The 12,647-nt window shown below is 71.7% G+C and carries 9 protein-coding genes; 5 read left to right on the forward strand and 4 right to left on the reverse strand.

Features of this window, described 5'->3' with window-relative positions; genetic code table 11:
* The first annotated feature begins 180 nt into the window (after positions 1-180).
* Entirely contained in the window at positions 181-2,637 is a 2,457-nt protein-coding gene (locus AC069T_RS13750; RefSeq protein WP_478782916.1) for a DNA gyrase/topoisomerase IV subunit A, read from the forward strand.
* Between the two features lie 7 nt (positions 2,638-2,644).
* On the opposite strand, the gene AC069T_RS13755 is transcribed toward AC069T_RS13750, so the two are convergent.
* Both AC069T_RS13755 and AC069T_RS13760 read right to left on the reverse strand, forming a co-directional pair.
* Positions 2,645-3,778 (reverse strand): CobW family GTP-binding protein, encoded by a 1,134-nt coding sequence (locus AC069T_RS13755; protein WP_478782917.1) that lies wholly within the window; start codon positions 3,776-3,778, stop codon positions 2,645-2,647.
* Between the two features lie 334 nt (positions 3,779-4,112).
* The gene (locus AC069T_RS13760) at positions 4,113-5,291 is read right to left on the reverse strand and encodes a citrate synthase (protein WP_478782918.1); all 1,179 of its coding nucleotides are present in this window, start codon (positions 5,289-5,291) and stop codon (positions 4,113-4,115) included.
* Between the two features lie 108 nt (positions 5,292-5,399).
* Here AC069T_RS13760 and AC069T_RS13765 point away from each other — a divergent pair, with 108 nt between their 5' ends.
* From AC069T_RS13765 to AC069T_RS13780, 4 genes are all read left to right on the forward strand, one after another.
* A complete protein-coding gene (locus AC069T_RS13765; protein WP_478782919.1) occupies positions 5,400-6,662 on the forward strand; it encodes a citrate/2-methylcitrate synthase in 1,263 nt (420 codons plus the stop codon).
* Between the two features lie 132 nt (positions 6,663-6,794).
* Positions 6,795-7,739 carry a sucrase ferredoxin gene (locus tag AC069T_RS13770; RefSeq protein WP_478782920.1) on the forward strand — a complete coding sequence of 315 codons (945 nt, stop codon included), beginning with the start codon at positions 6,795-6,797 and terminating at the stop codon, positions 7,737-7,739.
* 132 nt (positions 7,740-7,871) lie between these two features.
* Positions 7,872-9,659 carry an ATP-binding protein gene (locus tag AC069T_RS13775; RefSeq protein WP_478782921.1) on the forward strand — a complete coding sequence of 596 codons (1,788 nt, stop codon included), beginning with the start codon at positions 7,872-7,874 and terminating at the stop codon, positions 9,657-9,659.
* Positions 9,656-10,333, forward strand: coding sequence for a response regulator (locus AC069T_RS13780; protein ID WP_478782922.1), 678 nt, complete (start codon positions 9,656-9,658; stop codon positions 10,331-10,333). The genes AC069T_RS13775 and AC069T_RS13780 overlap by 4 nt, the downstream gene beginning before the upstream one ends.
* 153 nt (positions 10,334-10,486) lie before the next feature.
* Here AC069T_RS13780 and AC069T_RS13785 read toward each other — a convergent pair whose 3' ends face one another.
* Together AC069T_RS13785 and AC069T_RS13790 are read right to left on the reverse strand one after the other, a co-directional pair.
* Entirely contained in the window at positions 10,487-12,079 is a 1,593-nt protein-coding gene (locus tag AC069T_RS13785; protein WP_478782923.1) for a solute symporter family protein, read from the reverse strand.
* Complete coding sequence (locus AC069T_RS13790; protein WP_478782924.1) at positions 12,076-12,642, reverse strand: DUF485 domain-containing protein; 567 nt, start codon at positions 12,640-12,642, stop codon at positions 12,076-12,078. The genes AC069T_RS13785 and AC069T_RS13790 overlap by 4 nt, the downstream gene beginning before the upstream one ends.
* Between the last annotated feature and the right edge of the window lie 5 nt (positions 12,643-12,647).

The following is a 12,647-nucleotide window of genomic DNA, read 5'->3' on the forward strand; positions in this document are numbered from 1 at the left end:
CGGGCGGCGAGCGGAGGGTCGGCCGAGCCGACGGGAGTGGCCGTGCGGGCCGCCGGCGGGCGGGGCCGCCGGCCCCGGCGGGAGCGGTTAGGGACGGGTAGTGGTCCGCGTTGTCAGTGGAGCGGTCCACAATGGTGCGCGTCAGAACCCGTTCATGTTGGTGAAGGAGCCGCAGCAGCGATGGCCCGCCGCAGCACGAAGACCCCGCCGCCCGACGACTTCGAGGAGCGGATCCTCGACATCGACGTCGTCGACGAGATGCAGGGCTCCTTCCTCGAGTACGCGTACTCGGTGATCTACTCCCGGGCCCTGCCGGACGCGCGTGACGGCCTCAAGCCCGTGCACCGCCGCATCGTCTACCAGATGAACGAGATGGGCCTGCGTCCCGACCGCGGCTACGTGAAGTGCGCCCGCGTCGTCGGCGAGGTCATGGGCAAGCTCCACCCGCACGGCGACGCGTCGATCTACGACGCCCTGGTGCGGCTGGCCCAGCCCTTCTCCATGCGGCTCCCCCTGGTCGACGGCCACGGCAACTTCGGTTCCCTCGGCAACGACGACCCGCCCGCCGCCATGCGGTACACCGAGTGCCGGATGGCGGACGCGACGTCCCTGATGACGGAGTCGATCGACGAGAACACCGTCGACTTCGCACCGAACTACGACGGGCAGGAGCAGGAGCCCGGCGTCCTCCCGGCGGCCTACCCCAACCTGCTGGTGAACGGCGCCTCGGGCATCGCCGTCGGCATGGCGACCAACATGCCGCCGCACAACCTCGGCGAGGTCATCGCGGCCGCCCGGCACCTGATCCGTCACCCGGGCGCCGACCTGGACACGCTCATGAAGTACGTCCCGGGGCCCGACCTGCCCACCGGCGGGCGGATCGTCGGGCTCTCCGGGATCAGGGACGCGTACGAGACGGGTCGCGGCACCTTCAAGATCCGCGCCACGGTCTCCGTGGAGAGCGTGACACCGCGCCGCAAGGGCCTCGTCGTCACCGAACTGCCCTTCACCGTGGGCCCGGAGAAGGTGATCGCCAAGATCAAGGACCTGGTCGGCGCGAAGAAGCTGCAGGGCATCGCCGACGTCAAGGACCTCACCGACCGTGCGCACGGCCTGCGCCTGGTCATCGAGATCAAGAACGGCTTCGTGCCGGAGGCCGTCCTCGAACAGCTCTACAAGCTGACGCCGATGGAGGAGTCCTTCGGCATCAACAACGTGGCTCTGGTCGACGGCCAGCCCCTCACCCTGGGACTCAAGGAACTGCTCGAGGTCTACCTCGACCACCGCTTCGACGTCGTGCGCCGCCGCAGCGAGTTCCGTCGCACCAAGAAGCGCGACCGGCTGCACCTCGTCGACGGGCTCCTGATCGCCCTGATCGACATCGACGAGGTCATCCGGCTGATCCGCTCCAGCGACAACTCCGCCCAGGCCAAGGAGCGCCTGATCGGACGCTTCTCGCTCAGCGACATCCAGACGCAGTACATCCTGGACACGCCGCTGCGCCGGCTCACCAGGTTCGACCGCATCGAGCTGGAGACCGAGCGCGACCGGCTGAACGGCGAGATCGACGAACTGACCGGCATCCTGGACTCGGACGCGGAGCTGCGCAAGCTGGTCTCGAACGAACTGGCCTCGGTGGCCAAGAAGTTCGGCACCGACCGGCGCACGGTGCTGCTGGCCTCCGCCGGTTCCCCCGCCGCCGCCGTCCCCCTCCAGGTCGCGGACGACCCGTGCCGGGTCCTGCTGTCCTCCACGGGCCTGCTCGCCCGTACGGCGAACGGCGACCCCTTCGGCGAGGACGCGGACGGCAAGCGCAGCAAGCACGACGTGATCGTCTCCGCGGTGCCGGCGACGGCCCGCGGCGAGATCGGCGCGGTCACCTCCTCCGGCCGCCTGCTCCGGCTGAACGTGATCGACCTCCCGCAGCTGCCGGAGACGGCGTCGGCGCCCAACCTCTCGGGAGGCGCGCCGATTTCGGAGTTCCTGCCCTCCCTGGAGGCGGACGAGACGGTGGTCTGCCTCATGACGCTCGACGAGTCGTCGCCCGGACTGGCGATCGGCACGGCGCAGGGCGTGGTCAAGCGCGTGGTCCCCGACTACCCCTCCAACAGGGGCGAGCTGGAGGTCATCACGCTCAAGGACGGCGACCGCATCGTCGGAGCCGTCGAGCTGAGCACCGGCGACGAGGACTTGGTCTTCGTCACCGACGACGCCCAGCTGCTGCGCTACCAGGCCGCACACGTCCGCCCGCAGGGCCGTCCCGCGGGCGGTATGACGGGCATCAAGCTCACCGAGGGCGCCAAGGTGATCTCGTTCACGGCGGTCGACCCCGCGGCGGACGCGGTCGTCTTCACGGTGGCGGGCTCGCGCGGCACACTGGACGACTCGGTCCAGACGACCGCGAAGCTGACCCCGTTCGACCAGTACCCGCGCAAGGGGCGCGCCACGGGCGGCGTGCGCTGCCAGCGGTTCCTCAAGGGCGAGGACTGCCTGTCGCTGGCCTGGGCGGGCCCCGCTCCGGCGCGGGCGGCGCAGAAGAACGGCATGCCGGCCGAGCTGCCCGAGATGGACCCGCGCCGCGACGGCTCGGGGGTGTCCCTGGCGAAGACGGTGGCGGTGGTGGCCGGACCGGTGTAGCCCCGGCTCACTCCTGCAGACGCTGCTCCTGTACGTAGCGGAGGACGCCCCACATGCTGTGCTCATCGGCGTGCGGGGCGTCCTCCTTGCATGCCTCCAGCTCCTTGCCGAGGGCGTGGGCGTCGATTCCTGCGCCGATGAGCACGAGCTGGGTCAGCCGCTCGTCGCCGTCGGTCCACGGCTCCGGATAGAAGCGCAGGAACCGCCCGACGGCGTGCACGGCGTACCGGTTGCGCGGGTCGGCGGCGCCGAAGTCGACGTACCCCTTGATGCGGTAGAGCCCCTCGGGCCTGCTGTCGAGGAAGTCCATCAGCCGGCGGGGTCCGAGCGGGACTTCGGAGGTGAAGGACACGGATTCGTAGGCGGAGTGCAGATGCCCGCCGTGGTCGCCGCCCCCGTCGCCGTGCCCCTCTCCGTCGCCGTGGACGTGGAGGTCGTCGAAGGACAGCTGCCCGATGCGCTCCTCTGTCGGCCTGCAGTCGAAGAGGAACTCGGGGTCGATACGGCCGAAGGTCGCCGGGACGACGGCGGCGCGGTCGGCGAGCTCACGGACGACCCGGAGCACGTGCTCACCGTCGGCGACCGGCTCGTCCCCGGTGCCCTCCGCGCCGGAGGCGTGCCGGCCGGCCCCGCGCCCCGCGACTGCCCGGTCCAGCTTGTTGACGACGACGAGGTCGGCGAGGCCCAGATGCCGGTCGATCTCGGGGTGTCTTGCGCGAGTGGCGTCGAACTCGGCGGCGTCGACGACCTCGACGAGACCGCCGTAGACGACCCGCGGATTCTCGCCGGCCAGCACCATCCGCACGAGTTCCTGCGGCTCGGCGAGCCCGCTCGCCTCGATGACGATGACGTCGATCCCGGCCGAGAGCCGGGCGAGCCGCTCCAGATAGTCGTCGAGCTCGCTGGCGTCGACGGCGCAGCACAGACAGCCGTTCCCGAGAGCGACGGTGGAGTCGCCCAGTGCTCCGGCCACCGCCATGGCGTCGATCTCGATCGCCCCGAAGTCGTTGACGATCGCGCCGATACGGCTGCCTCCGCTGTGGTGCAGCAGATGGTTGAGCAAGGTGGTCTTGCCGGAACCCAGGAACCCGGCGAGGACCACGACCGGGATCTGCGGACTCGACTCACTCGGCTGACTCAACGTGCGCCCTCTCTGGACCTGAGCGTGCACCGGCTCATGGACCGGATTCCCGTGCTCGCGACGAATGCCGACCCAGGATACGAGCGGGAGAAAACGCCCCGAAGTGAACCGTCGCCCGCAGCGCTCGTCGGCCACACGTCGGGCCTGGCGCCGGGACACCCACCTGCACTTCCCTCCGTACGCCTCCTCTGCGCCCCCCTGCCGATCGGCGCCGCTCGGCAGAACTGCTGCGCCGGCCGGCTCGGATCGCCGGACGCCGAGTGCCGGACGCCGGACGCCGGACGCGGGCGCCGGGCGCCGGACGCGGGCGCCGGGCGCCGGACAGGACCGGCCTTCAGGCCGCCGCCGGCACTCGCTGAGGTGCCGGCTCCCCGACATACCGCGCCGCCGGCCGGATGATCTTCGGGTCCTCCGCCTGTTCCAGGATGTTGGCACTCCAGCCGACGACCCGCGCCGCGGCGAAGGTCGGCGTGAACATCTCACGGGGCAGCCCGCACAGTTCCATGACGACGCCCGCGTAGAACTCCACGTTCGTGTGAAGTTCCCGGCCCGGCTTCAGCTCGGCGAGGATCGCCTCCACCCGGCGTTCGACCTCCACCGCGAAGTCGACCAGCGGCCCGCCGAAACCCTCGGCGATACCCCGGAGCATGCGGGAGCGGGGGTCCTCCGTGCGGTAGACGGGGTGGCCGAAACCCATGATGCGGTCGCCTGCGAGGACGCGTTCGCGGATCCAGGAATCGATGCGTTCGGGCGTGCCGATGGCGTCGAGGGTGTCCAGGGCACGACTCGGAGCGCCACCGTGAAGGGGGCCGGAGAGTGCTCCCACCGCGCCGACCAGACACGCGGCGACATCCGCGCCTGTCGACGCGATCACCCGCGCCGTGAACGTTGACGCATTGAATCCGTGGTCAATGGTGGAGATGAGGTATTGCTCGATCGCCCTGGCCCGCGTCTTGTCCGGCTCCGTGCCCGTGAGCATGTAGAGGTAGTTGGCCGCGTACGAGAGATCCTCGCGCGGCTCCACCGGATCGAGCTCCTGCCCGAGCCGGTACAGCGCCGTGAGCAGTGTCGGCACGGCCGCGGAGGCGGCGAGGGTGTCGGCGCGACGCCGGTCGGCGCCGGTGTCGTACACCGGCCGGAACCCCAGGGACGCTCCGAGCAGCGACAGGGCGGTGCGCATTCCGGCAAGGGGCCCGCTGCCGGCGCTTCCCGCGGCGACGGCCGGCAGTGCCGCGCGCACCTCGTCCGGCAGCCGTCGCAGCGCCGTCGTCCTCCCGAGGAACGCGGCGCGCTGAGCCGCGTCGGGCAGTTCGCCGTGGAGCAGCAGGTGCCAGACGTCTTCGAAGCCCCGGGTCTGCGCGAGTTCGACGGCCGAGTACTGGCGGTAGTGGTAGAAGCCCTCCCGTCCTCTGACGTCCCCGAGAGCGGTGTCGGTGACGACGACACCCGCGAGCCCTCGGGGGACATCGACGGGAGTGAAGGACGTGGTGGCAGCGGCCCGGTTGTTCGGCATGGTTTCCTCCCTGTACTTGATTCGACTGTCCATGCTTGACTCAATCGCTGTCAATATTGATTCAGTCAATGAACATCAAGGTTGTCGAGGTATGGATACGGTGACGCCATGAGGGATCGAGAACTGTCGTCGCCCACCCGCGACGTGGAACGGCGGATCAGCACCGGAGAGACCGCCGAGCTGCTGGGCGTGAAGCCGGAGACGGTCTACGCGTACGTCAGCCGGGGCCAGCTCAGCAGTCGGCGCGAGCCCGGCGGGCGCGGCAGCACCTTCGACGCCCACGAGGTCGAGGCGCTCGCACGCCGCAACGGGCGCGGGGCGGGAGGGAGTTCGAGCGCGGCTGACTTCTCGGTTCGTACCCGCATCACCTTGATCGACCAGGACCGCTACTACTTCCGGGGGGTCGACGCGACCGAACTCGCCGCGCGCCACTCCTACGAGGAGATCGCCGAGTGGCTGTGGACCGGACAGCTGCGCCCCGGTGTCACCTTCACCGCCCCGGAAGCCTCCGTCGCCCTGGCCCGCCGCGCCGTCGACGCGCTGCCCGAACACAGCAGTCCCACCGACCGGTTGCGGGTCGCGGCCATCGCCGCCGCGGCCGCGGACCCTCTGCGCTTCGACCTTTCCGAGAGCGCGGTACTCGGCACCGCACGCACTCTCATCCCCACCCTCGTGGCCGCGCTGGCCCCGCTGCGGTACGACCACCGCGACGAGGGACCGCTGGCCCACCGGTTGTGGGCACGCCTCACCGGCCGCAGCCCCGACGCGGCCTCCCTGCGCGCGCTGGACACGGCGCTCGGGCTGCTCGTCGACCACGACCTGGCCGCCTCGACGCTCGCCGTCCGTGTCGCCGCCTCGGCCCGGGCACACGCCTACGCCGCCGTCTCGGCGGGCCTCGGCGTCCTGGAGGGCCCCCTGCACGGATCGGCCAGTGGACTTGCGCACCGACTGCTGCTGGAGGTGCTGGACCGGGGCACCGCGGTCCCCGTGATCGCCGACGAACTCCGCGCCGGTCGCCGTGTCCCCGGGCTCGGACACCGCCTCTACCCCGGCGAGGATCCCCGCGCGCGTGCCCTGTTCGCTCTCCTCGCCGAGGTGCCGCACGCCGCACCGGCCCTCGCCGCCGCCCAGGACGTCGCGGCCACCGCCGCCCGCCACACCCCCCTGCACGCCAACGTCGACCTCGCCCTGGCCGTCCTGACGGTCGCCTCCGGTATGCCCTCCACGGCGGGCGAGACCGTCTTCGCCGTGGCCCGCACGGCCGGCTGGATCGCCCACACCCTGGAGGAGTACGAGGAACGGCCCCTGCGCATGCGGCCGAGCGGGCACTACGTAGGAGCACGACCGCCTCAGCCGCTCCCCGGTGGGTGAGCGGGACGCTGCGGGGAACCCGGTGGGCTCGTGGGCTTCACGCCCCCTCGCGCGCCGGGGGTGTCACGTCAATGCGCCCCTCTTAGCGCGGCCGGAAGCTTTTGACGGGCAAGTCAGGTTAGGCTCACCTCTGTGAGTACGTGCACGACCGCGTCCCGGGAGCTCGACGAGCCCCTCGCGGGCACCGCGGCCACCGCGAGGACCTGGCTGCTGCTGGAGCAGTCGGGACCCTGGGGTGCCAAAGCGCTCACCTCGAGCCATCTGGACCCCGCGCTGGGCCGTGCCCTCGAAGCCGCCGCGGAGGGCACCGGCGTACGGATCGCACTCATCCGGCGCCCGGGCAGGCACGCCGACTGCGGCACCACTGCCGAGCGCCGGGTGTACGCGGCTCACACCGCCCCCGGAAACACCTGGCTCCACGGCGCAACGGTGTCCGATCCGGAGCGCCTGCTCGGCCTCGACTTCGCCGCGCTCGGCCGCGGCGAGCACCTCACCTTCGACTCGGCTCTGCGGGGCCGCCCGCACACGGCCGGTCCGCTCGCGCTCGTCTGCACCAACGGCAAGCGCGACCGCTGCTGCGCGCTCCTCGGCCGCCCCCTGGCCGCCGAACTCGCCGCCTCCGGCGTGGACGGCGCCTGGGAGGTCACCCACCTCGGCGGCCACCGTTTCTCGCCCACGCTGCTCGTCCTGCCCTTCGGATACGCGTACGGGCGCGCGGGGGCCCATCACGTCAAGGAGGTCCTCCGGGGCGTACGGGAAGGGCGCGTCGTGACCGAGGGGTGCCGGGGCAGTTCCGCCTGGGAACGCCCGGCACAAGCGGCCGAGCTGGCGGTGCGCGAGGCGGCCCGGGAACACGCGGCCGACGCGCTGACCGTCATCCGGACGGACGGGACGGCGCCGAGGTGGGAGGTGACGGTCGCCCACAGCGACGGCCGCGTGTGGCGTGTCGTCGTCGCCATGGGCGCGTCCGAGCCACCCCGCCAGGAGAGCTGCGGCTCGGCGCTCGGCTCCCCGGCCCGCATGGACGTCGTGGCCGTACGTGAACTGCACCGGGCCGATCTGCCCGTCCTGCACTGACCGGGGCCGACGCCACTCGGCCGGGCCCGCCGCACCCTCGGATCACCGTTCGGCCCGGCACACGCGCGTGTCCCCACGAGATCCCCGCCACACCCCCTACGGCCTCCCCCGCCGCCCCCGTACCGTCTAGGCATGAGCTCCACTCCCCCCGCGCGACGCCTTCGCCTCGGTCTGCCGCGGCGCATGTTCTCGCAGGTGCTGCTGATGCAGGTGGCGATCGCCGCCGGAGTCGCCGTGCTCGCGACCGGGCTCTTCCTCGCGCCGCTGAGTGACCAGCTGGACGACCAGGCGATGCGCCGGGCGCTCGCGATCGCGCAGACCACGGCGGCCCAGCCGCAGATCGCCGACGATCTGCGGTCCACCCGGCCGTCGGCCGACGGACCCGTCCAGCGGGCGGCGGAGCGCATCCGGCGGGCCAGTGGCGCCGAGTACGTCGTCGTGATGAACATGCGGGGCGTGCGCTGGTCGCACACCGACCCCGCACAGATCGGGGACGTCGTCTCGACCGACCCCCGCCAGGCTCTGGCGGGCAAGGACGTCATGCAGATCGACACCGGCACCCTGGGCCGCTCCGCCCGCGGCAAGGTGCCGTTGCGCGACGCCGACGGCGACATCGTGGGTGCCGTCTCGGTCGGCATCGAGTACGACAGCGTGCGCGCCCGGCTGATCCACGCGATCCCCGAACTCCTCGCGTACGCGGGCGGGGCCATGGCCGTCGGCGCGCTGGCCGCGTATCTGATCTCCCGCAGAGTGCAGCGGCAGACCCGGGACCTCGCCTTCTCGGACATCTCGGCACTCCTCGCGGAACGTGAGGCCATGCTGCACGGCATCCGGGAGGGCGTGGTCGCCCTCGATCGCGGTGGCAGGGTACGGCTGCTGAACGACGAGGCGCAGCGCCTGCTGGGGCTCGACGCGGACGCCGTCGGGCGGCCGCTCGACGACACGCTCGGGCCGGGCCGTACCACCGACGTGCTGACCGGAAGGTTCACCGGCACGGATCTCCTCACCGTCCGCGGTCAGCGCGTGCTGGTCGCCAACCGGATGCCCACCGACGACGGCGGCGCCGTCGCCACCCTGCGGGACCGCACCGAGCTCGAGCAGCTGGGCCGCGAGCTCGACTCGACGCGCGGACTCATCGACGCCCTGCGCGCCCAGGACCACGAACACGCCAACCGCATGCACACGCTCCTGGGACTGCTCGAACTGGAGATGTACGAGGACGCGGTGGAGTTCGTCGGCGAGGTGGTCGGCGACCACCGGGCCACCGCGGAAGAGGTCACCGAGAAGATCCACGATCCGTTGCTCGCCGCCCTGCTGGTGGGCAAGGCCACCGTCGCCGCCGAACGCGGAGTGACCCTGTGGATATCGGACGGAACGTTCCTGCCGGACCTGCTGATCGATCCCGGAGGACTGGTCACCGTGGTCGGGAATCTCGTCGACAACGCGCTGGACGCCGTGGCGGGCACGCCCCACGCACGCGTGGAGGTCGAACTGCGCGTCGAGGGACGCACGGCCGTGCTGCGGGTGCGGGACACCGGACCCGGCGTTCCGGCCGAGCGACGGCAGTTGATCTTCACGGACGGATGGTCCACGAAGAAGCCCCCGGCGTACGGCAAGCGCGGAATCGGCCTCTCCCTCGTGCGCCGGCTGGCCGAGAGGCAGGGGGGCAGCGCGCAGGTGGCGGAGGCGGCCGGCGGGGGCGCGGAGTTCACCGTCGTCCTGCCGGAGGCCCTCACCGAACCGGGTCTCGCTCCGGGGTCGGGGCAGATCCCGACGCCGGGCACGACCGCCGGACCGGGGCGCGGAGCGGCTGCGGGAGCGGTGCCGGGGGCGGAGCCCGCACCCGCCCCGGGTGCCGTCGGGCCGGACGCGCCGGGGTCCTCTCCGGAGGCCGCCCCCGCCGAGGAGAGGTCGCGATGATCGAAGTACTGGTCGTGGACGACGACGTCCGCGTCGCGCGCGTGCACGCCGCGTACGTGCAGAAGGTGGCCGGCTTCCATGTGGCCGGCGAGGCGCACACCGCCGCCGAGGCGCTGCGCCGGATGGAGCTGCTCCCGCGTGTGGATCTGGTCCTGATGGACCACTACCTGCCGGACGGCACCGGTCTCGCCGTCGTGCAGGAGATGCGGCGGCGCGGTCACCAGACCGACGTCATCATGGTGACCGCGGCGCGGGACGTCGCGACCGTTCAGGCGGCGATGCGGCAGGGCGCACTGCAGTATCTGGTCAAGCCGTTCGCCTTCGCGGGGCTGCGCGCCAAGCTGGAGGCGTACGCGCAGCTGCGCCGCACGCTCGACGGCGGCGGCCTGGCCGAACAGGCCGAGGTGGACCGGATGTTCGGCGCCCTGTCCACGGGCGCCGCACCCGAGCTGCCCAAAGGGCACTCCCCCACCACCGCCGAACTCGTGCGCCGCGTCCTGGTGAACGCCGAGGGCCCCTTGTCCGCCCTGGAGATCGCCGAGCGGACCGGACTGAGCCGGCAGACCGCCCAGCGCTACCTGAAGCTCCTGGAACGTACGGGACGCACCAGGCTGACCCTCAAGTACGGCGACGCGGGCCGCCCGGAGCACCGGTACGCGTGGGTGACCCCGTAGGCAGCTTCGCCGGGCGAGGCGCCCGAATGACACCCGGCACCCCGGTACCCATCACCCAGCCACGAGCGCGTCCACGCCGAGCTGGTCGGCCCGTCGGGCGAGCTGCGCCCCGGCCATGGGCCCCACGCCTCCGTACGTGGATTGGCCGCGCCCTCAGACCGCTCCGGCGCCGGTGAGTGACCGCACCTCGGCCTCGGCGTGCTTGGCTGCGTCCGGCGGCTCCGCCGAGGTGACCGTGCCCATCCAGCCCGCCAGGAAGCCCAGCGGAATCGAGACCAGTCCCGGGTTCTGCAACGGGAAGTACTGGAAGTCGACGCCCGGGAACAACGACTCGGGGCTTCCCGACACCACCGGCGACAGCACGACGAGAAGCAGCGCCGGCACCAGACCGCCGTACACCGCCCAGACGGCGCCGCGCGTCGTGAAGTTCCGCCAGAACAGCGAGTACATCAGTACCGGCAGGTTCGCCGACGCGGCCACCGCGAACGCGAGGCCCACCAGGAACGCCACATTGAGGTCGCGGGCCAGCAGTCCGAGCGCGATCGCGACCACCCCGACACCGACCGCCGCGACGCGTGCCACGGCGACCTCGCTGCGCGGTTTCGCACGCCGTCGTCTGAGCGACGCGTACAGATCGTGGGCCACGGACGCCGAGGAGGCGAGGGTGATCCCCGCGACCACGGCGAGGATCGTGGCGAAGGCGATCGCGGCGACGATCGCGAACAGAACCGTCCCCCCCGTGGAGGACGCACCACCCCCCAGATCGAGCGCCAGCAGCGGCATCGCCGTGTTCCCGGCGGCGTTCGACCCGCGTAGCGCCTCGGGGCCGACGATCGCGGCTGCTCCGAAGCCCAGCACGATCGTCATCAGGTAGAAACCGCCGATGAGTCCGACCGCCCAGACCACCGAGCGACGCGCCGCCCTCGCGGTCGGCACCGTGTAGAAACGGGACAGGATGTGCGGCAGCCCGGCCGTACCGAGCACCAGGGCGAGCCCCAGGCTGATCAAGTCGAAGCGCGCGGTCCAGGTCTCCCCGTACTTCAGTCCCGGTACGAGAAACGCGTCACCGTGCCCGCTGCGCGCGGCCGCGGTGCGCAGCAGCTGATCGAAGTCCCCGTGGAAGCGCACGAGCACGAGCACCGTCAGCGCGACCGCCCCGCCCAGCAGCAGGACTGCCTTGACGATCTGGATCCACGTGGTCGCCCGCATCCCTCCCATCGACACATAGATCACCATGAGCGCGCCGACGCCGATCACCGTCCAGTTCCGCGCCGCTTCGCTGGTGCCTCCGAGGAGCAGGGCGACCAGGCTGCCCGCTCCGACCATCTGCGCCACCAGATACAGAACGGACACGGTCACCGACGAAGTTCCCGCTGCGATGCGCACCGGACGCTCGCTCATGCGCGCCGCGACCACGTCGGCGAGCGTGAACCGGCCGCAGTTGCGCACCAGTTCGGCGACCAGGAAGAGCACCACGAGCCAGGCCACGAGAAAGCCCACGACGTACAGCAGCCCGTCGTACCCGAAGAGCGCGATGAGTCCCGTCACGCCGAGGAAGGACGCGGCCGACATATAGTCACCTGAGATGGCAAAACCATTCTCCATGGGGGAGAAGAGCCGCCCGCCCGCGTAGAACTCCTCGGCGGAACCATGCCGGTTGCGGCTGACCCACGTCGTGATCCCGAGCGTCACCGCCACGAACACGCTGAACAGCAGCAGCGCCAGCGTCTGGTGGTGTCCCGTCACCGCTGCCCACCCCCGGCACTTCGCGTCAGCTCCTGAGTGTCCCAGCGCAGGTCGAGCGCGGCCCGGTCCCTGCGCAGCCGTGCGTGACGCGCATACGCCCAGGTGAGCAGGAAGGTGGTGAGGAACTGCCCGAGCCCCGCGAGCATCGCCACGTTCACCGCGCCCGCCACGGGGCGCGCCATCAGCCCGGGCGCGGTCGTCGCGGTGACCACGTAGCCCACGTACCAGGTGAGGAAGACCGCGACACCCGGGATCACGAACCGCCGGTACCGGCTCCGTACTTCCTGGAAGGCCGCGCTGCGCTGCACTTCGAGATAGACCTCGGCCGCACCGCCTGCCCTCCCCTCGTCCTCCCGGCGCGCGGGCGGGTCGACGGGAGCGGGCGCGCCCGTACCGTCCATCTCGCCCCAGCCGGACGCCAGAGCGTCGTACCAGGGGTCGTCGTACCCGACACTTCCGCCCTTCGCCGCCTGGACGGGGACACGCTCACGCCGCTCGTGGTCCTCGGTCGGGCCTTCAGGACCCTCTCCGCGCAGGCGGTGCCGATCGTTCCTTGACTGCATGCCCA

The organism is Streptomyces sp. NPDC043867, from assembly GCF_056435845.1.

What these genes read in the sequence shown, in the direction of transcription:
- AC069T_RS13790 (WP_478782924.1), bottom strand. Translation starts at nt 12,642, where the DNA reads ATGCAGTCAAGGAACGATCGGCACCGCCTGCGCGGAGAGGGTCCTGAA.
- AC069T_RS13765 (WP_478782919.1), top strand. Translation starts at nt 5,400, where the DNA reads ATGAGGGATCGAGAACTGTCGTCGCCCACCCGCGACGTGGAACGGCGG.
- AC069T_RS13750 (WP_478782916.1), top strand. Translation starts at nt 181, where the DNA reads ATGGCCCGCCGCAGCACGAAGACCCCGCCGCCCGACGACTTCGAGGAG.
- AC069T_RS13780 (WP_478782922.1), top strand. Translation starts at nt 9,656, where the DNA reads ATGATCGAAGTACTGGTCGTGGACGACGACGTCCGCGTCGCGCGCGTG.
- AC069T_RS13775 (WP_478782921.1), top strand. Translation starts at nt 7,872, where the DNA reads ATGAGCTCCACTCCCCCCGCGCGACGCCTTCGCCTCGGTCTGCCGCGG.
- AC069T_RS13760 (WP_478782918.1), bottom strand. Translation starts at nt 5,291, where the DNA reads ATGCCGAACAACCGGGCCGCTGCCACCACGTCCTTCACTCCCGTCGAT.